Annotated in this window: 16 protein-coding genes; 10 read left to right on the plus strand and 6 right to left on the minus strand. The window is 41.1% G+C overall.

Features of this window, described 5'->3' with window-relative positions:
• Positions 1 to 38: 38 nt before the first annotated feature.
• The gene (locus tag F991_RS10320; RefSeq protein WP_004671117.1) at positions 39 to 2210 is read right to left on the minus strand and encodes a TonB-dependent siderophore receptor; all 2172 of its coding nucleotides are present in this window, start codon (positions 2208 to 2210) and stop codon (positions 39 to 41) included.
• Positions 2211 to 2440: 230 nt separating this feature from the next.
• On the opposite strand from F991_RS10320, the gene F991_RS10325 reads away from it, so the two are divergent.
• From F991_RS10325 to F991_RS10345, 5 genes are all read left to right on the plus strand, one after another.
• Positions 2441 to 2872 carry an SRPBCC family protein gene (locus F991_RS10325; protein ID WP_004671119.1) on the plus strand — a complete coding sequence of 144 codons (432 nt, stop codon included), beginning with the start codon at positions 2441 to 2443 and terminating at the stop codon, positions 2870 to 2872.
• Positions 2873 to 3049: 177 nt separating this feature from the next.
• Positions 3050 to 3931 (plus strand): LysR family transcriptional regulator, encoded by an 882-nt coding sequence (locus F991_RS10330; RefSeq protein ID WP_004671121.1) that lies wholly within the window; start codon positions 3050 to 3052, stop codon positions 3929 to 3931.
• 231 nt (positions 3932 to 4162) lie between these two features.
• Positions 4163 to 4867: a CoA transferase subunit A gene (locus F991_RS10335; protein WP_004671123.1), complete on the plus strand. Its 705-nt coding sequence runs from the start codon at positions 4163 to 4165 to the stop codon at positions 4865 to 4867.
• A 1-nt stretch (position 4868) separates the two neighbouring features.
• A complete protein-coding gene (locus F991_RS10340) occupies positions 4869 to 5516 on the plus strand; it encodes a 3-oxoacid CoA-transferase subunit B (protein WP_004671125.1) in 648 nt (215 codons plus the stop codon).
• Positions 5517 to 5589: 73 nt separating this feature from the next.
• On the plus strand, positions 5590 to 6762 hold the full coding sequence (locus F991_RS10345) for a thiolase family protein (RefSeq protein WP_004671127.1): 1173 nt from the start codon (positions 5590 to 5592) through the stop codon (positions 6760 to 6762).
• A 181-nt stretch (positions 6763 to 6943) separates the two neighbouring features.
• On the opposite strand, the gene F991_RS10350 is transcribed toward F991_RS10345, so the two are convergent.
• The 5 genes from F991_RS10350 to F991_RS10370 form a co-directional block, all read right to left on the minus strand.
• On the minus strand, positions 6944 to 8308 hold the full coding sequence (locus F991_RS10350; protein WP_004671129.1) for an MFS transporter: 1365 nt from the start codon (positions 8306 to 8308) through the stop codon (positions 6944 to 6946).
• Between the two features lie 94 nt (positions 8309 to 8402).
• The gene (locus tag F991_RS10355; RefSeq protein WP_004671131.1) at positions 8403 to 9680 is read right to left on the minus strand and encodes a DcaP family trimeric outer membrane transporter; all 1278 of its coding nucleotides are present in this window, start codon (positions 9678 to 9680) and stop codon (positions 8403 to 8405) included.
• 291 nt (positions 9681 to 9971) lie between these two features.
• On the minus strand, positions 9972 to 10676 hold the full coding sequence (locus F991_RS10360; protein ID WP_004671132.1) for a class I SAM-dependent methyltransferase: 705 nt from the start codon (positions 10674 to 10676) through the stop codon (positions 9972 to 9974).
• A gap of 67 nt (positions 10677 to 10743) precedes the next feature.
• Positions 10744 to 12438, minus strand: coding sequence for an AMP-binding protein (locus tag F991_RS10365; protein WP_004671134.1), 1695 nt, complete (start codon positions 12436 to 12438; stop codon positions 10744 to 10746).
• Between the two features lie 103 nt (positions 12439 to 12541).
• Positions 12542 to 13159 carry a TetR/AcrR family transcriptional regulator gene (locus F991_RS10370; protein WP_004671136.1) on the minus strand — a complete coding sequence of 206 codons (618 nt, stop codon included), beginning with the start codon at positions 13157 to 13159 and terminating at the stop codon, positions 12542 to 12544.
• A 145-nt stretch (positions 13160 to 13304) separates the two neighbouring features.
• Here F991_RS10370 and F991_RS10375 point away from each other — a divergent pair, with 145 nt between their 5' ends.
• The 5 genes from F991_RS10375 to F991_RS10395 are packed head-to-tail and all read left to right on the plus strand — an operon-like array spanning position 13305 to position 19819.
• The gene (locus F991_RS10375; RefSeq protein ID WP_004671138.1) at positions 13305 to 14477 is read left to right on the plus strand and encodes an isovaleryl-CoA dehydrogenase; all 1173 of its coding nucleotides are present in this window, start codon (positions 13305 to 13307) and stop codon (positions 14475 to 14477) included.
• A 24-nt stretch (positions 14478 to 14501) separates the two neighbouring features.
• On the plus strand, positions 14502 to 16103 hold the full coding sequence (locus F991_RS10380; RefSeq protein ID WP_004671140.1) for a carboxyl transferase domain-containing protein: 1602 nt from the start codon (positions 14502 to 14504) through the stop codon (positions 16101 to 16103).
• Between the two features lie 10 nt (positions 16104 to 16113).
• Positions 16114 to 16917: an enoyl-CoA hydratase/isomerase family protein gene (locus F991_RS10385; RefSeq protein WP_004671142.1), complete on the plus strand. Its 804-nt coding sequence runs from the start codon at positions 16114 to 16116 to the stop codon at positions 16915 to 16917.
• An 11-nt stretch (positions 16918 to 16928) separates the two neighbouring features.
• Positions 16929 to 18920 (plus strand): acetyl/propionyl/methylcrotonyl-CoA carboxylase subunit alpha, encoded by a 1992-nt coding sequence (locus F991_RS10390; protein ID WP_004671144.1) that lies wholly within the window; start codon positions 16929 to 16931, stop codon positions 18918 to 18920.
• Complete coding sequence (locus tag F991_RS10395; protein WP_004671146.1) at positions 18917 to 19819, plus strand: hydroxymethylglutaryl-CoA lyase; 903 nt, start codon at positions 18917 to 18919, stop codon at positions 19817 to 19819. The genes F991_RS10390 and F991_RS10395 overlap by 4 nt, the downstream gene beginning before the upstream one ends.
• The last annotated feature ends 130 nt before the right edge of the window (positions 19820 to 19949 follow it).

Here is a 19949-nt window from a genome sequence, read left to right on the forward strand (position 1 = left end):
CTTTATAAGCTGAAATAAATGTTGATCCTAAATATAAATCAAAAACTCACATTCCAAGACAACTGCGCGGTACGTGGTGCACCAAGGAACAAATAATCATCTCCAAAGAAGCTACCTGCATCTCGCCAATATTTCTTATTGAAAACATTGTCGACATTGAACCTCAAGGTATTGTCATATCCATAAGCACGGAAGTTATAGGCTGTACCTGCATTAAATACTGTATAACCAGATACTTTCGCTGTACCTGATTTATTGGCGTATTTACTACTGCTGTATTGCATGCCTGTTAACAAGCGTAATCCATCTACTTGCGGCACTTGATAAGACAAATAACTGGCTAAACGCACTTTCGGTACATTTTGAGTTTGATGCCCTTGATAATCTGAGACATTTATATCCTTCAAGCGTGAACGAGTAAGCGCTAAAGTCGATATCATGTCTAGGCTCTGCCCTAGCCGCCCTTGTACGCCTAATTCCAAACCAAGGTTTTGTTGTTGACCATTGGCGACAAAATCATTTGAAATACCGGTATATTGATTATCTTGTTTCAAATCAAATAATGCAGCAGTGAACAGCAAATTCTGCACTTGTTGTTTAATCCCCAATTCATACTGGGCTGATTTTACAGGTGCTAAAGTTGCGTAGGCATTATTGGCAAACCACGGTGCTTGTCCACCATCGCTCAAGCCTTTGGCATAAGACGCATAGAGATGGGTATTTTCCCAAGGCTGAAACATCAGCGCGAACTGAGGCAAGAATCGGTTTAAGTCCGTATCACGGATAGTATTGGCTTCAGCATCATAAGCTTTTTCATCTAAATGCAGCAGTTTTCCACCCACTAAAACTGACCAAGTATTATTAAAATCAATCTGATCGAGCAAGTTGAGTGCGGTTTGCTGACTATCTAAAGATTTATAATGATTGCCTAAAGAAATGTTAGGTGGATTGTGTGTCTCACTATCTTTATAAATATTTCCTGTGCCCACTAACTCATTGATAGCATCATGTTGCGCACGGCGCTTGTAGGTCTGAGACAATTCAACATTCAGCTTATGTTGCCAAGATCCCGTATTAAATTTACCGTTTAATCCTGCTTTAAATTGATTGGTCAGGTAGCTGTCATCAGGGCTACGAAAATCATAAATATCATAGTTACCATTTTTGTCAAAACTATTGCCTAAGCCTGTAGTCTCACATATTTCACTGTAACAGCCCCATGGAAATGCCGAATAATCATCGACCACGACACGACTTTGTGATGCAGACAGGTTTGCAGCCCAATTCTGATTGATTTGATGATTATACTTTAAGCTGGCATTGAGGCTTTCATTGGTGACAGGTTTACTCCAGCTTTGATAGCCAAGTAAGCGATCCCATTCAACGCCAGTAGGTACGGTTTTTCCATCAAGTAATTGATAACCCGCGACAGAACGTTGACGTTGGCGCTGTGATTCGATATCAAATTCTAGTTTTGAATGATCTGAAATGTTCCAGTCTAAAGCCAGCGAACCAAATAAACGCTTACCATCGGTATGTTCAACATAAGGATGGATTTCTTCTGTAGCCAGATTAACTCGATAGCCAAATTTCTGATTTTCACCGACAAAACCACCCAAGTCAGTCGCGAAACGACTGCCACCATGACTGTCTGCTTCGACTGTAATAGAACGAGTATCTTTCGGACGTTTAGTCACGTAGTTGACTACACCACCTGGTGTCGACATACCGCTTTGAATCGCACTTATGCCTTTTAGGATTTCGACTTGCTCTTTGTTTTCAAGCGCCACATTTTGTTCCCCTCGTAGCAAGTTACCATTCAGTAAATAGCTTGAACCGAGATTTAACGCAAAGCCACGCATGACAAAGTTTGGATAGTAGCCAATTGGTGCATAGCCATCACCGACTGCCGCATCATTTTTTACGACATCGGTAAGTGTTTTAGCATGCTGATCTGCAATGCGTTCTGCTGTGACTGTGTTGATAGATGCAGGAATTTTTATAAGATTTTGCTGAGTAAAACCCGATAAATTCACTTTTGGCTGGTGGTATATGGGTTGTTCTACTTGTGCAGCCACGGTAATGGTCGGGAGACGTGGCGTATTATTTTCATTTTCTGCATGTACGACTGTTGAGCTAAGCCCTAGACATGAAAATGAGCCAACTGCCAGTAATGCTTTTTGTAAACGAGAAAATGGATATGTTTTCACAGTGGTTGCCTAACCCCAAAAGATAATCTTACAGCCTGAATTTTATGGGATGAGTATTCACAATTTTGTCGGATTGAACAAGCATATTCCCTTACATATCTCAGATTTGTTGAATGACCTTAATCAAACTTTATTCAGATTTCCGACAAAGGAAAATTCCTGAGTCTTTCAAAGCATGCTACTATTTCAAAATGACAATACATCATGTCAAATTAAAAGAAGGAATTGAGATGCTAAAAATGCAACAAGTCAAGATAACCCAAGAATTCAATGCACCTGTCGAAAAAGTTTTCGCGACCCTCAGTGAGCACGAAAATCTAAATAAAATTTTCGCGCCAGCAAAAGTGACTCGTCTCAGTGATGGCAAGGATGCGCGTAATGGTGTGGGTTCAGCACGTAAGTTATCTATTCCATTGACACCATCATTTGTCGAGACAAATTTGGTCTACATCGAAAATGAACGGATTGAATATGCCATTACCAGTGGTATTGCACCGATCAAAGATCATCGCGGTGTGATGAAGTTTACTGATCTTGGCAATAACCGTAGTCGTTTGGATTATACGATTATGTTTAAAGGTCGAGTTCCGTTTATTGGCGCAATCATTAAAGTTGCACTACAAAATGGTGTGAGCCGTGGGCTTAAAAAATTAAAAGTTTAATTTTAGAGAAAACCGAATTTTTCTAATTTTTGAATCAAACTCCCCTATTTTCTGATGGTGGGAGTTTTTATTGAGTCTATTTATCCACCATTCTTTGAAAAAACAATTCCTAAAATAACATTCAGCTCATTTTTACGATACATTATTGCCTTGGATGGGTTTAATTCAAGGAAAGACATGACACTTAAGCAATTAAAAGCCTTTTTGGCACTTGCTCGTACCTTAAATTATGCCAATGCTTCTCTTGAGTTACACCTGAGTCAATCTGCCCTGAGTCTTTCCATTAAAAGTCTAGAAGAAGAATTAGGCGGCAAGTTATTCAATCGAAATACACGCCGTGTTGAATTGTCTCAGGAAGGAAAATCACTGATTCCCTATGCAAAGAAATTACTCGCAAATTGGGATGAGATGGAAAATGATGTCAAACAGCGCTTTAAATTGAACCGCGGCACATTAAGCATTGCTTCAATGCCATTTGTCACCCATGCAATCTTGCCCGAGGTGATTCATGCGTTCTTATCGCTTCATCCAAACCTCAACTTTTCCATCCATGATATTCCGAATGAAACCATTATCGAAAAAGTGCAAGATGGTATTTTTGAGTTAGGAATATGTTTTGAACCTGATCTGACTGAAGGTCTAGAATTTAAACCTTTATTTGAGGAAGATTTCCTCGCTTTATTGCCTAAAAATCATGCCTTAGCTGGTTCTGCCTCTATCACTTGGCAACAGCTGCTTTCAAATCCTTTTATTACCTTACAAAAGCCTTCAATCGTCCGCCATTTGATTGAACAGAATTGCTTGCGCAACAATATGACATTGGATTTGAAAATTGAATGCCATCAAATTTCCTCTCTTTCAAGCTTTGTCGCTCTCGGCATAGGTGTGAGTGCGATTCCGCGTCATTTTGCCAAACATATCGATTTAGAACAAAATATTTTGCTTGAGTTACAAGCTGATACTATCCATAAAACAGTGGGAATTATCTATAAAAAGAATTTTGAAATATCCAATATTTCAGAGCAATTTATTGAGACTTTAGTCAATCATAAATTTTAAATTATTAATAACTCAGCAACTCTATTTCTAATGATATTTTTGATAATTATAAATTTATTAATATAAAACAATCGATTGCTATATTTAGTGCAGTTTTCATGGCGGTTTTCTATTTTATCTAAATTGTTATTTATTAATTTTCCTCATTAATCCTTAAGAAAAATCAACTTCTATACCTTAAAGCCAAGTGCTAATAATAAAGATACTAAGGGATAGTAGGAAAACAAGAGAATGAATAAGGTTTATAGCAGCGCAGAGGCAGCGCTCAAAGATGTAATTGCCAATGACCAAACACTTGCTGTTGGTGGTTTTGGACTATGTGGGATTCCTGAAAAACTAATCGTGGCGGTTAAAGATAGCGGTGCAATGGGTCTGACTTGTATTTCTAATAATGCAGGTGTTGATGACTTTGGTTTAGGGATTTTACTGCAAACAAAACAAATCAAAAAAATGATCTCCTCTTATGTAGGAGAAAATAAAGAATTTGAACGCCAATATCTCAATGGTGAACTTGAAGTCGAACTTACCCCACAAGGTACTTTGGCTGAGAAATTACGTGCTGGTGGTGCGGGGATTCCTGCTTTCTATACCCAAACAGGTGTAGGCACATTGATCGCTGAAGGTAAAGAACAGCGTAACTTCAATGGTAAAAACTATATTTTAGAAGAATCACTGACTGCCGATGTTTCTCTTGTTAAAGCCTACAAAGCAGACAAAGCAGGTAATTTGGTGTTCCGCAAAACCGCGCAGAATTTTAATCCTGAGTGTGCAATGGCTGGGAAAATCACCATCGCTGAAGTTGAACATGTGGTTGAGATTGGTGAATTAGATCCTGATGAGATTCATTTGGCGGGCATCTATGTAAATCGCATTATCTTGAATGCTTCACCTGAAAAACGTATCGAACAAAAAACCTTAAGCATGGAGGCAGTATAAAATGGCTTGGTCACGTAATGAAATGGCACAACGTGCTGCACAAGAACTTGAAGATGGCTTTTATGTGAATTTGGGCATTGGTTTACCTACCCTTGTTGCCAATTATATTCCAGAAAATATGAATGTTTGGTTGCAATCTGAAAATGGTTTACTCGGTATTGATGCATTCCCAACTGAAGATACGCTTGATGCCGATCTGATCAATGCTGGAAAGCAAACCATTACAGCACGTGCTGGCGCAGCTTTTTTCTCTAGTTCTGAATCTTTCGCCATGATCCGTGGTGGTCATGTCAATATCGCGATATTAGGTGCAATGGAAGTCTCTGAGCAAGGCGATTTGGCGAACTGGATGATTCCTGGCAAAAAAGTCAAAGGTATGGGCGGTGCAATGGATTTGGTTGTCGGTGTTCAGAAAGTTGTGGTTCTGATGGAACACTGTGCCAAAGATGGTACGCCAAAGATCGTCCCGAATTGTAGTCTCCCTTTAACAGGTCAAGGCGTGGTGCATCGTATCATCACTGATTTGGGTGTCATGGATATTACCCCACAAGGTGTTGAGCTGATTGAACTGGCTGAAGATGTGACACTCGAGCAAATTCGTGCTGTTACAGGTGTACCTTTAATTTTTAATAAATCCTTAGTTGCTTGATTTGATCAAATGTTCTGCTTTGGTTCCAACTAGAGCAGTTTTATCACAACATACATTTTAAGAGATATTAAAAATGAGTTCTATTGTTATCGTTTCAGGTAGTCGTACCGCAATGGGCGGTTTTCAGGGTAGCCTATCCGCTTTAACAGCACCTGAGTTGGGTGCTGCCGTGATTCGTGAATCTATTCAACGTGCAGGCATTCGACCTGAGCAAGTGGATGAAGTGATTTTTGGTTGTGTGCTGAGTGCAGGAATTGGTCAAGGTCCTGCTCGCCAAGCGATGCGTAAAGCTGGTGTTCCTGATCATGTAGGCGCTGTCACAATCAATAAACTATGTGGTTCTGCGATGAAAGCGGTATTAATCGCTTCGGATACACTTAAAGCAGGCAGCGCAAATATCGTGGTTGCTGGTGGCATGGAATCGATGAGCAATGCGCCGTATATCCTGCCTAAAGCACGTGGTGGCTACCGTATGGGTCATGGCGAGGTCAAAGATCACATGTTCTTGGATGGGCTTGAGGATGCGGAAACAGGTCGCTTAATGGGTTCATTTGCACAGGACATGGCAAACACCAAAGGCTTTACCCGTGAACAAATGGATAACTTTGCCATTTCTTCACTAAAAAAAGCACAAACAGCAATCACAGAGGGATATTTCAAAGAAGAAATCGTTCCTGTTGAAGTTAAGACTCGTAAGGGTGTCGAGCTTATTGATCAAGATGAGCAACCACATAAAGCAAATCTTGAAAAGATCCCAACGTTACGCCCTGCTTTTAGTAAAGACGGTACGATTACCGCAGCGAACTCTAGCTCTATTTCTGACGGTGCTGCCGCATTGGTACTTTCAACCGAAGACTATGCACAAGCAAATGGTTTAAATGTGTTGGCAAAAATTGTGGCGACTTCAAGCCATTCACAGCATCCAAGTGAATTTACGGTTGCACCTATTGGTGCGATTCAAAAAGTACTTGATCGTGCGGGTTGGTCAGTTGAGGATGTTGATGCATGGGAAATCAATGAAGCATTTGCGATGGTGGCAATGGCACCTATTCATGAGTTGGGTATTGATGAAACCAAAGTCAACATTCATGGTGGTGCTTGCGCTTTAGGTCATCCAATTGGTGCTACAGGTTCACGTATTATTCTTTCATTGATCTACGCTTTAAAGCGTTTAGGTAAAAAGAAAGGTGTTGCTGCACTGTGTATCGGTGGTGGTGAAGCAACTGCTGTGGCTATCGAAATTTAAGTTTCAAAAAGTCAAAAATGCATCTCAGATAAGAGGTGCATTTTTTTATCTGTTTAAAATTGAAATCTTTTAAAATATTTATCTTTAAACTCTATAAGATTTTGGGTTGTGCCCTAAATAAAAAAGCACATCAGCGTATCTGATGTGCCTTTAGTATTTGAATAATCATCAAAAAACCAAGTTAAGCATTACCTGATTCAGTTAAATTAGTTTTTACCTCTTCTACCTGTTGTTCTTCATCAAATTTATGACGTTTTAGGCTTAAAATCGCACAGATTGCAATCATCGCTGGAATAGAAATCATCACGAAATTCATAGTGTGCGGTAAGTTTAAGGTCAGTAACAAGCCAGTTAAAATAGGTCCGACGATCGCACCGATTCGCCCGACACCCGATGCACAACCGATTCCTGTAGAACGCACGCTTAATGGATAATATTGAGCAACATAGCTATAAAGAAGAATTGAGGTACCAATGGTCGCAGCACCTGCAACAGTCACTAAACCATATAAAACATAGGCTGGTGAGTTAAATCCTAAACCAATCAGTGCCGCAACGCCTGCCATGAGCATACTTAGAATTACTGGTTTCAAATGGAATTTATCTGAAAGAATACCACCGCCAATCGAACCAATCATTGCGCCGACATTTAGAGCGAGTAGGAATAAAATACTCTTTCCGAGTGAATACCCTGCTGCAAGCATCAGTTTAGGTAACCAACTGCTTAAGGCATATACCATTAGTAGGCACATAAAGAATAATACCCAAAACATCAGTGTATTAAAGGCACGACCTTGTTGAAATAATCCTTTGACTGAGCTACCTGTTGGAATATTTTCTTCATTTAGCATTAATTTTGTATTACGGGTAATTGCTTGTTCAGGCGAGATTTTTTGAATAATCTTCTGCGCCTGTTCAGTTTTCCCTGTTTTAACCAAAAAAGTTAAAGATTCAGGCAAAAACTTCCACATCACAGGTAATAAAAGCAAAGGAATACCTGCAATCAAAAACATGATTTGCCATCCTTGACTTTCGACCAGATAACTCCCAATCAATGCTGAGAGAATCCCCCCGATCGCATAACCACTAAACATGGTGCCGACTAAGGTACTGCGGATACGTTTTGGTGCATATTCAGATGTGAGTGCAACTAGATTTGGCATGACTCCGCCAATCCCTAATCCCGCCAAAAAGCGTAAAATACCAAATTCAAAAGGATTTGAAGCAAAAGCGCCTAAAAAGGTAAAACCGCTGAATAAAGTGACACAAATTAAAATTACATTTTTTCGACCAATTTTGTCTGCCAAAGCACCAAACAGCATTGCCCCAAACATCATGCCGCATAATGCGGTACTGGCTAGCATTCCTGCTTGGACTGAGGTCAGTGACCACTCTTGCATCAATAATGGCAATACCACGCCATAAATCACAAGGTCGTAACCATCAAAAATAATAATCAATAAGCACCAAAGCAAAATGCTCCAGTGAAAAGGGGTAAATTTTGCTTGGTCAATTACTGCATTTACATTAACTGTAGATGTTGTCATTCTGAATCTCCTCAATGAGATAATTTTTCCATCATATTTAAAACGGCATAATGCACCTTAAAGAAAAACAATATTATTCAAGGTTTTATTTAAATTAAAAATCATAGCTCGCCATCATATTGATACGGCTATCTGCCCCTGAACGACCATCAAATGTTTCTCGCTCGCCATAGACATATTCCATCCCCAAAGTAATCGGCTTGTATGGGTTGTACATGCCGTTAATCCAGCCTTGCCATAGTTCTTTATTTTGAGCTGGGTTATTTTTATGGATACGCGCAAATGCGTTATCGTCTTTGGCTTTCATATAGCCATAACCTAATGTTGAACGGAACTGTGAAGTGAATTGATGGGTAATCCCTGTTGAAATGGAATCAAATTCATTGGTTTGGATATTGTTTTGATCATCGATGGCATAACTACTATTCGTCCACATCAAGAAGCGTCCATCTCCTTTGATGTGGTTATAATCCGCCTTTAAGAAGGTTTTTGGACTGAGCTGATATTTGCCCCCGATGCCAATGCCCCACGCCCATTCATCATCATTGCTGATTTTCTTCTCGGCCACAAAGCTACGCCCAGATAGCATCGAACCATTTTCAAATTTATGATTTACGCGCCCAACAAATGCAGGCAAACGCATTTTATTTTCAGGATCTGAAGTGGCTGTGTATTTTGGATCTTCAACCGATAAGGCGAAGCTGGTATTTGCAGATAAAGAATCGCTATAGCGTACTAACGGAGAGCGTTGTAATGCGCCGCCCACATAGGTCGCAGCATCAATCGTTTCAGGATAGTATTCAGGTGCGATAAAGGTAGACCAAGTCTGACCAATCAACCATTTATCAAGCGTTAGATAGGCATGACGAATACGGAACTGATCACGTGAAGCGCCACCAAAGAAATCCATTTCTAATTTTCCGCCCACATCGCCTGCTGCTGTTGGTGTGGTGAAATTGAGTCCTATGCGTGAGACATTGGCAGTTGAATGTAAACGATCTTTTTGTTGTGCTGCTTCCGCTGTACTCTTGAGTGGTACACCACTGATATTGTTGTACATCGTGGATGCGCCTTTCGCTTGATAAGACGCATCGGCACGGATATAACCATATAGACTAACTTCTGCACCAGATTTTAGTTTAGGTGTCAGCGTTTGCGTGGTTACTGGAGAAGCTGCTGCGTTTAGATTGTTTGCTGGCTGTGCCGATGCAGGTTGCTGTACATAATGTTGCAACATTGCTCTTAACTCTTGTACTTCTTGGCGAAGCTGTGCAATTTCGGCACTCTCCGAAGCTGCATGAGCAGATGACATGACTGCCACAATGGACAGCGTCAGCACGCTTTTTTGCACCGTTAGTATGAACTTTTTCATTAAAATAAGTTTCCTTCTTTTTTGATCTTAAATACCGTTTTAAGATCGCTATTTGTTTGCGTTGTATCCTTTGCAGAAACCATGACTGCATCGCAATTTTTGTTTTAAAGCATTAACACATTGATTTATTTGGTTTTCACCTCCTTTAAAATACTGATATTGATAAACTCGCTCTTTTTTTAAGACAAAAAGATCTAGCAGCGGCTATAAAAGTCACTGTTAACCATTTGGTAAAAAATAAGTTTAAATGAGTCCTTTAATATTTATTCCATCATAGACGCAAGCCCTTGTTTAGGATACTTGTGCAGAAAACGTTTGACGCCTCTTTTTCTGCGCGATCAATCCTTGATACATTAAAATTTGGCTATAGGAATGCACATCCACAAAGCCTGTGCCATGGAGCAACTGCTGATAGTCAGCGAAGGAAAGCGTAAAAAATTCCTGTGCCATTCGTTCTAACATTTTCTGGCATTGCACTTCCGTCAAGCCTTGTGCCAAACATATATTTCGTAGTGCTTGAAGTTGCTGAGGGTCTGTGCAGGTCATTAAATCGTAGGTCAGCAAGATCCCATCCTCTTTTAAGTGATCATAGATCTCGCTAAAAAAAGTGGGCTTATTTTCATCAGCAATAAAATGAGCAACCAAAATAGAAAGTGCAGCATCAAAATAGACATGATCAGGTAAAATAGAGGTTTCACCATGTACAAATCTTACTTGAGCAGATCCACCTAAATCAGCGACCACTTTCTGGGCTTTTTCAAGCATGGTGAATGAGGGATCGACTGCTGTAAACTCCCAACTCGGATGCCTTTTGAGTAGATATTCCAGTTCATAGCCTGTGCCACAGCCAACGATTAAGATGTGCGCGTGTGGCGGTAACGCTGGTTGTAAAATGGCATCCACCTGTTGATGGATAATTTCATAACCCGGAATTAATTTACGGATATGTTGATCATATTCTTCAACGACTTTCGGGCTATTAAAATCTTTTGCCATTTTTGTTTTATCCTTTACTTGTGCGACTTTTAAAATGGTGCTTTTTCTAGCGAATGTAAAACATCATTTAGTCGAACACTGTTCCTGTTAAATTCAGCTCAGCACGCATAATTTCCTGTAATTTGAATTTTTGTGCTTTACCTGACGCTGTCATTGGAAATTCATTAAAGAATTTGACATAACGTGGCACTTTATTGTGAGAAATATGTGCTTTACAGAAAATACGGATGCTGTCTTCGTTGCTCTGATGGTGCTCATGTAGAATGATGCAGGCACACAGCTCCTCACCATAGCGAGTATCTGGTAAACCAATGACTTGAACATCGCTGATATCTGGATGGGTATACAAAAAGTCTTCTATTTCTTTTGGAAATAGATTTTCACCGCCTCGTATCACCACATCTTTTATACGTCCTTTGATTTTGACAAAGCCATCAGCATCCATTTCCGCGATATCACCCGTATGCATCCAGCCAGCAGCATCGATTACTTCACGGGTTTTTTCTTCTTCGCCCCAATAACCTGCCATCACTGAATAACCACGCACACATAATTCGCCTAAAGTACCCTGTGAAACGATTTGCCCTTCTGGATCGACGATTTTGATTTCAACATGTGGGTGGACATGACCAACAGTGCTAACGCGTTTATCAATGCTGTCACTCACTGAGCTTTGTACACTGACGGGAGAAGTTTCTGTCATGCCATAGCAAATGGTGATTTCTGACATATGCATTCGATCAATCACACGTTGCATGATTTCACGTGGACATGGACTGCCGGCCATAATGCCAGTACGCAGACTAGATAGATCAAATTCATCAAACTGTTCATGTTCCAAAGTGGCAATGAACATGGTCGGCACGCCGTAGGCTGCTGTGCAACGTTCTTTGTGAATGGTTTTGAGTGTTTCTAATGGATTAAACACTGCAGACGGATACACCATCGTCGATCCATGTGTGATACAGGCTAAATTTCCCATCACCATGCCAAAACAATGAAATAGTGGTACAGAGATGCAGACTTTATCCTGTGGGGTTAAACCAATGCCCTCACCGACAAAATAACCATTATTTAAAATGTTATGGTGGGTGAGCATCGTGCCTTTCGGATTGCCTGTCGTGCCTGATGTAAACTGGATATTAATGGTTTCATCAAATTGCAGTTGTTGCGCGAGTAACCGTAATTGTTCGAGCTGTTCTGCGGTTGGCGCGACGACAAGATCACTAAAACGATGAATTCCTATGTGTTGCTGCTCATCAATTTTGATCACAAATTTTAAGAATGGTAGTCGTTCGGAATGAATCACTTTATCTGTACAGAAGCCGATCTCAGGCGCGATTCTGGTGAGCAGTTCTTGGTAATCTGTGGTTTTGAACTGTGACGCGATGATCAGTCCTTTGCATGAGACTTTATTTAACACATATTCGAGTTCATGGCTTTTATAGGCTGGATTGAGATTGACTAAAATAATTCCTGCTTTAAACGCTGCAAACTGAGTGACTGTCCATTCAACACAGTTGGGAGACCAAATCGCTAATCGATCACCTTTTTTCAAACCGAGTTGAAGCAAACGGCATGCAAATGCATTCACTTCATCGTGCAGCTCTTTATAGGTTAACCGTCTGTTCTGATGCGAACTCACAATCGCCTCTTGCTCAGCATATTGCTGACAAGCTTGATCAAATTTCTCTCCGATCGTCATCCCCAACAGGGGTTGTGAACTTGGCCCAGAGGCATAGCTTAACTGTACGTGTTGCATTGAATCATTCTCCTTGATTCTTTGTAATTCTCATCGCTCTAATTGTTGTTACTGCAACTACTTTTCAAACTGCCTACTTTGTCATTTTCTTGATTATGCACGCCTACTTTTTTCGTACGGCATCCACACAAAAGTCAGCAATCTGTTTTGAAAAATAGTCCTTGTGTTGCTGATCAAACTTTGTATGTTGAGCTGGGTCTAAAGGCTCGACCACCACAAAAGTCATGGCACCAACCACACACAGTGCCGTGGTATTTAGGTCTTCTAAGACAAACTCACCACTTGCATTTCCATCCGCAAGGATTTTAATCACACTCTGTTTAATCAACTGCTTAACCCGAAAACGCTCATGTTCAACTGAAGAGTCAACGGGTTCAAACATAAGTGAATACGCAAGCTGAGGACTGTTCAATGCTCGTTTGACGAAAGTCGCAACGGCCTTGTGCAATTTATGTTCTGCAGTCAGATCACTTTCTGTGATTGCATCAATCACCAAAAGTTCGGTATTGATGGCTTCTGACAAAACTTCAATAAGCACCTGACTTTTATTGTCAAAGTAACGATAAACCAGACCACTTGAAACGCCTGCTTGCTCAGCAATTGTTTGTATCTGCGCGTCTTTAAAGCCTCCTTCTGAAATTAATTTTCTCGCCGAACTCAAAATCGCCTTACGATTTTGCTCCATTCGCTCTTGCATTAAAGATGATCGTTTATAGCTCATAAATTTTATTCTCTAATAAATAAAGTGAATTGTAAATCATTTTATGAATCTCTATTCACTTTTTTAAAAAATCATTGTATGGTACTTCCTAAGCACCTACAAGAATGCTTATGGAACAACAAATATAACCAATGGGATGAACACAATGAACCTACGTAGCTTGAATTTTGGCCTCGATGAAACACTCATTGCACTACAAGATTCAGTTGCCGCATTTTGTGCAAAAGAAATCGCACCAATTGCTCAACAAGTTGATCAAGACAATATATTCCCTGCTCATCTTTGGAAAAAGTTTGGCGATATGGGTTTATTCGGCTTAACGGTTTCCGAAGAATATGGTGGCACCAATCTTGGCTATCTTGCTCACATCATTGTCATGCAAGAAATTTCTCGCGCTTCAGCAGCCATCGGGCTTTCTTACGGTGCTCATTCTAACTTATGTATCAATCAAATTAACCGTAACGGAAGCGAACAACAAAAACAGAAGTATTTACCTAAGCTAATTTCTGGTGATTTCGTCGGTGCTTTAGCGATGTCTGAGCCAAATGCAGGTTCGGATGTGGTCAGCATGAAATTACGCGCTGAGCAAAAAGGTGATCATTTTGTTTTAAATGGTTCAAAAATGTGGATCACCAATGGTGGTGATGCAGATGTACTCGTGGTCTATGCGAAAACAGATCCTCATGCGGGTGCGAAAGGTATGACAGCCTTTTTAATTGAAAAAGATATGAAAGGTTTTAGCCATGGTCATCATTTAGACAAACTCGGAATGCGTGGCTCTAACACTTATCCGCTGTTTTTTGACAATGTTGAAGTGCCCGTTGAAAACGTACTCGGTGGTGTTGGTAATGGAACAAAAGTCCTGATGAGTGGTTTGGATTATGAGCGTGCAGTATTAAGTGCGGGTCCACTCGGAATTATGGATGCGTGTATGGACGTGGTGATTCCATATTTGCATCAACGTGAACAATTTGGACAAGCATTAGGTGAGTTTCAGTTAATGCAAGGCAAACTTGCTGATATGTATTCAACTTGGCTGGCATGTAAAGCGTTGGTCTATGCAGTAGGTGCAGCTTGTGACAAAGCCGATCATGACCGTAGCTTACGCAAAGATGCCGCAAGTGCCATTCTCTATGCAGCCGAAAAAGCCACATGGATGGCGGGTGAAACGATTCAAAGCTTAGGTGGCAATGGCTATATCAATGAGTTCCCTGCTGGTCGTTTATGGCGTGATGCAAAACTTTATGAAATTGGTGCAGGCACATCTGAAATTCGTCGCATGTTGATCGGACGTGAATTGTTTAATGAAACCAAATAATAACGATAAATCAGGATGCAGCTTATGAATCAATTACAAAGCAAAATTAATGTCAGAAGTGAAGACTTCAAAACCAATCAGCAGGCTATGCAAAGCTTGGTCAATGATTTAGCTGAAGTTGCCCAGAATATTGCGTTAGGTGGCGGTGAAAATGCTCGTCAAAAGCATTTGGCGCGTGGAAAATTACTTCCTCGTGAACGTATTGATCAACTGATCGATGTGGGTACTGCCTTTTTAGAAATCGGACAACTTGCTGCGTACAAGGTTTATGAGGATGACATCCCTGCTGCTGGCGTCATTGCTGGTATTGGACAGGTTAATGGTGTGACATGCATGATCGTTGCCAATGATGCCACAGTCAAAGGTGGGACTTATTATCCCCTCACCGTCAAAAAGCATTTACGCGCCCAAGAAATTGCTGAGCAGAACCATTTACCTTGTATCTATTTGGTCGATTCTGGTGGTGCATATTTACCTATGCAAGATCAGGTGTTCCCAGATCGTGATCATTTTGGTCGTATTTTTTACAATCAAGCACGTATGTCGAGCCAAGGTATCGCCCAGATTGCTGTGGTCATGGGGAGCTGTACCGCAGGTGGTGCTTATGTTCCTGCAATGTCAGATGAAACCATCATTGTACGTAATCAAGGCACGATTTTCTTGGGTGGTCCACCACTTGTAAAAGCTGCTACTGGTGAAGTTGTGAGTAGTGAAGATTTGGGTGGTGGTGATGTGCATACCCGTCTTTCAGGTGTTGCGGATCATTTGGCAGAAAACGATGAACATGCAATTGCAATTGCACGGAATATCGTTGCTAATCTCAATAAAAAGCCAAATGACTTAAACAAGCAGATTGATGAGCCACTATTTGATGCCAAAGAGCTATACGGTGTCGTACCAAGTGACGCACGTAAACCATTTGATGTACGTGAAGTGATTGCTCGTATTGTTGATGGCTCACGTTTTGATGAATTTAAAGCGCGTTTTGGTTCAACCCTAATCACTGGCTTTGCATCGCTATATGGCATGCCAGTCGGGATTATTGCCAATAATGGGATCTTATTTTCTGAGTCTGCACAAAAAGGTGCGCACTTTATTGAACTGTGTACCCAACGCAATATTCCGTTGTTGTTTATACAAAATATCACAGGCTTTATGGTGGGTCGCCAATATGAAAATGAAGGCATTGCTAAACACGGTGCCAAACTGGTGATGGCGGTTGCAACAGCGAATGTCCCTAAACTGACTTTAATTATTGGTGGTTCATTTGGTGCAGGTAACTATGGCATGTGTGGCCGTGCTTATTCACCACGTTTCTTATGGACTTGGCCAAACTCCCGTATTTCAGTCATGGGCGGTGAGCAAGCAGCCAGCGTACTTTCGACTTTGAAGCGTGATCAGATTGAGCAAAAAGGCGCTGAATGGTCTGCGCAAGAAGAAGATGAATTCAAGCAACCGATTCGTGATCAGTATGAGCGCCAAGGTCATCCTTACTATGCCTCTGCCCGCCTATGGGATGATGGTGTGATTGATCCTGCTCAAACACGTCAAGTGCTTGGGTTGAGCCTTGCAGCAGCCATGAATGCACCGATTCAACCAACCAAATTCGGCGTGTTCCGCATGTAAGAGGTGTTTTATGAGCTATCAATTTTTACAACTGGAACAGCATGATCAAGTGGCATTTGTGTGGCTAAATCGACCAGAGCTACACAACGCTTTTAATACAACGGTGATTGAAGAATTACATGCTTGTTTTAAGACCTTAAATAGTCGTGATGATATTCGAGTGGTGGTTTTGGCTGGTCGTGGTAAAAGCTTTTCAGCAGGTGCAGATCTCAACTGGATGAAACAAGCGGGTCAAGCTTCTTCAGCAGAAAATGAAGCTGATGCGATGAAACTCGCGCAGATGCTTGATGCGCTTGCGACGCTAAAACAACCAACGATCGCTCGGGTTCATGGCATCGCCTTTGGCGGTGGTATGGGGCTTGCCTCGGCTTGTGATATTTGTATTGCTAGTACCGATGTGAAATTTGCAACTTCTGAAGTCCGTTTGGGACTTGCACCTTCTACGATTAGCCCTTATGTCGTTCGTGCGATTGGAGCAAGACAAGCTTCACGCTATTTCTTAACCGCTGAACGTATCTCAGCACGTGAAGCCAAACAAATTGGCTTGGCACATGAAATTGCGGATGCGGAAGATTTAGACAAAAAAGTTCAAGAGATTATTGATGCATTATTACTTGGTGGTCCACATGCTCAGGCCGCATCGAAACAATTGATTCAAATGGTCAGCAATCAAAGTATGAATGATCACTTGCTTCAGCAGACTGCACAGCATATTGCACAAGTCCGTCAAGGTAGTGAGGCAAAAGAAGGTTTAAATGCCTTTCTAAATAAACAATCTCCTGCATGGATTTCAAATTCCAATAACAACAATTAAGGACGACCAAAATGTTTGAAAAGATTTTAATTGCGAACCGTGGTGAGATTGCTTGCCGTGTGATTCGTACAGCGAAAAAGTTAGGTATTGCAACGGTTGCGGTGTATTCAGATGCTGATGCGAATGCACAGCATGTCAAACTTGCCGATGAGGCGATTTATATTGGTCAATCCCCTGCAACGCAAAGTTATTTACAAGCTGACCGTATTATTCAAGCGGCGATTGATACTGGCAGCCAAGCGATTCACCCTGGCTATGGTTTTCTTTCTGAAAATGACCAGTTTGCCCTTGCTTGCCAACAACACAATATTTGCTTTATTGGCCCTCCTGTCGATGCCATCTTAGCCATGGGTTTAAAAGCAACCTCTAAAGCCTTGATGGAAAAAGCAGGCGTACCATTGACACCGGGTTATCACGGTACCAATCAAGATGCTGAGTTTTTAAAACAGCAAGCTGATGAGATTGGCTATCCAGTGTTGATCAAAGCCAGTGCTGGTGGTGGTGGTAAAGGGATGAGTTTGGTGGAACGCAGCGAAGATTTCCTACATGCCCTTGCCTCGTGTAAACGAGAAGCCAAATCAAGCTTTGGCAATGATGATGTCCTCATTGAACGTTATGTGATTCAACCACGGCATATTGAAGTGCAAGTATTTGGTGACATGCACGGCAACTATGTACATTTGTTTGAACGTGATTGTTCTGTACAACGTCGTCATCAAAAAGTGCTAGAGGAAGCACCTGCTCCACAAATGCCAAGCGATAAACTTGATGCCATGCGTCAAGCTGCAATTGATGCTGCACGTGCGGTAGATTATGTGGGTGCAGGTACGGTGGAGTTTATTGTAGAGCAAGACGGTACTGCCTATTTCATGGAAATGAATACTCGCCTACAAGTCGAACACCCTGTCACTGAAATGATTACAGGTGAAGATTTAGTAGAATGGCAACTTCGTGTTGCTGATGGTGAACCTTTGCCAAAACTACAGCATGAATTACAAATTCATGGGCATGCTTTGGAAGCACGTATCTACGCTGAAGAACCTGAAAAGGGATTTTTACCTGCAATCGGTAAAATTGACTATCTTCGTTACCCAACGCAAAACCAATACGTGCGTATAGATAGTGGCATTGTTGAAGGCGATGAAATCACCACCTTCTACGATCCAATGATTGCCAAGTTGATTGTATGGGGTAAAAACCGTGAAGCTGCTTTGATTCAAATGCAACATGCACTGAGTCAGTTTCATGTCGATGGTTTAGGCAATAACATAGCCTTTCTAGAAAAGATTGTACGCTGTGATTCCTTTAAACAAGCCAAGTTGGACACCAACCTGATTCAACGAGAAGAACAGTTTCTGTTTAGCCCAGCGAACATAAAATCTGAGTTTGTTGTTGCGACTGCATTTATCGAGTTTTTAAGTAAACTCGACAACAATCACTCTAGTCAAAAACAACTTTGGCAAGCACAACCGTTGTGGCGTCTAAATGTTGCTTATCAACACAGTATTAAACTCAATTATTTAAATCAAAATATTCAGATAAAGTTCGTCGCGGCAGAACAAGGTTTTAACGCAGAATTTAATGATCAAACTTTCCATATCTCTGGTGAACTCATTGATCAACATAGTGCTTCAATCCAAATCAATGCAACTCAGCAAAGACTCGCATTTAACCGAAGTTCACAAGGCATTACTTTGTTCCATACAGGGCAAAGCTATAAGTTTGATTATATTCGTCAAGACTTTAATCAGGCGGACAGTCAAGCTGAACAAGGACACCTAAAAGCGCCGATGCCGGGTGTAGTGACCCAGTTACTTGTGGGTGCGAATCATACGGTGAAAAAAGACGATATTCTCATGACACTCGAAGCGATGAAAATGGAATACACCATCCGTGCACCGAAAGATGGTGTGATTGTGGATGCTTATTTCCAAGTGGGCGATCAAGTTAAAGTCGGTGATGAACTGGTGGAGTTTCAAGCTGCTGAGGAGGAAGTTGCATGAGTGAGTTTGTCAAAATCGTGGAAGTTGGACCGCGTGATGGACTACAAAACGAAAAGCAGCCCTTAACCATAGAACAACGCTTCAATTTCATTAGCGACCTGATTGATGCAGGCTTGAAATCAATTGAAGTGGGTTCTTGTGTGTCGGCTAAATGGGTTCCGCAGATGGCGCAAAGCGATGAGTTATATAAACTGCTGCCGCAACGTGATGACTTGAATTTGAGCTTGCTGACGCCAAATCTCAAAGGCTTTGAAGCAGCGTTCGCTGTTGGCTGTAAAGAAGTTGCGGTTTTTACCGCAGCTTCTGACAGTTTTACCCGTAAAAATATCAATTGCTCGATAGATGAGAGCTTAGAACGCTTCTCAGAGATTTTCCAAGCTGCCAAGAAGTATAATATCCGCGTACGTGGTTATGTCTCTTGTATGGTGGACTGTCCTTATGAAGGTGCAATAGATCCAAAACAAGTGCTTAGCGTGGTTAAACGGCTCTATGACATGGGGTGTTATGAGATTTCTTTGGGTGAAACCATTGGGACAGCGACACCAGACCGTGTTCAAAAAGTTTGGCAAGCCTGCTTAGCTGAACTGGATAGCAATGTCTTGGCTGGGCATTTTCATAATACCTATGGCATGGCAATCGCCAATATCTATCAGTCTTTGCAACAAGGTATTCGTATTTTTGATTCGTCTCTTGCTGGGCTTGGTGGTTGTCCCTATGCCAAAGGTGCATCAGGCAATGTCGCCACTGAAGATCTATATTATTTGCTATCTCATATTGGATATGAAACAGGGATTAATTTAGAGAAATTAATGAGAGCAAGCCAAAATATCAATAAAGCCCTGAATCGAAAAAATTTATCAAGCTATGCCAATACCTATTTGCAGCAACATTGCGCATAAATAAATTTAATCACGGTTGAATCAATGCTCCACAATTAAATGTTGAAGGAGCATTTGAATCTTATTATTTTCTCACTCTTTAATTATGAAGCATTTTATTGGCCGTTTTTATTTCCTGATAAAGACTTAG

The organism is Acinetobacter sp. CIP-A165, from assembly GCF_000367985.1.
Lineage (GTDB): Bacteria > Pseudomonadota > Gammaproteobacteria > Pseudomonadales > Moraxellaceae > Acinetobacter.

Bases quoted from the DNA above. Each gene is read 5' to 3' on its own strand.
- F991_RS10380 (WP_004671140.1), top strand. From the start codon at position 14,502: ATGAATCAATTACAAAGCAAAATTAATGTCAGAAGTGAAGACTTCAAA.
- F991_RS10335 (WP_004671123.1), top strand. From the start codon at position 4,163: ATGAATAAGGTTTATAGCAGCGCAGAGGCAGCGCTCAAAGATGTAATT.
- F991_RS10330 (WP_004671121.1), top strand. From the start codon at position 3,050: ATGACACTTAAGCAATTAAAAGCCTTTTTGGCACTTGCTCGTACCTTA.
- F991_RS10370 (WP_004671136.1), bottom strand. From the start codon at position 13,159: ATGAGCTATAAACGATCATCTTTAATGCAAGAGCGAATGGAGCAAAAT.
- F991_RS10360 (WP_004671132.1), bottom strand. From the start codon at position 10,676: ATGGCAAAAGATTTTAATAGCCCGAAAGTCGTTGAAGAATATGATCAA.
- F991_RS10355 (WP_004671131.1), bottom strand. From the start codon at position 9,680: ATGAAAAAGTTCATACTAACGGTGCAAAAAAGCGTGCTGACGCTGTCC.
- F991_RS10375 (WP_004671138.1), top strand. From the start codon at position 13,305: ATGAACCTACGTAGCTTGAATTTTGGCCTCGATGAAACACTCATTGCA.
- F991_RS10385 (WP_004671142.1), top strand. From the start codon at position 16,114: ATGAGCTATCAATTTTTACAACTGGAACAGCATGATCAAGTGGCATTT.
- F991_RS10365 (WP_004671134.1), bottom strand. From the start codon at position 12,438: ATGCAACACGTACAGTTAAGCTATGCCTCTGGGCCAAGTTCACAACCC.
- F991_RS10340 (WP_004671125.1), top strand. From the start codon at position 4,869: ATGGCTTGGTCACGTAATGAAATGGCACAACGTGCTGCACAAGAACTT.
- F991_RS10395 (WP_004671146.1), top strand. From the start codon at position 18,917: ATGAGTGAGTTTGTCAAAATCGTGGAAGTTGGACCGCGTGATGGACTA.
- F991_RS10325 (WP_004671119.1), top strand. From the start codon at position 2,441: ATGCTAAAAATGCAACAAGTCAAGATAACCCAAGAATTCAATGCACCT.
- F991_RS10345 (WP_004671127.1), top strand. From the start codon at position 5,590: ATGAGTTCTATTGTTATCGTTTCAGGTAGTCGTACCGCAATGGGCGGT.
- F991_RS10350 (WP_004671129.1), bottom strand. From the start codon at position 8,308: ATGACAACATCTACAGTTAATGTAAATGCAGTAATTGACCAAGCAAAA.
- F991_RS10390 (WP_004671144.1), top strand. From the start codon at position 16,929: ATGTTTGAAAAGATTTTAATTGCGAACCGTGGTGAGATTGCTTGCCGT.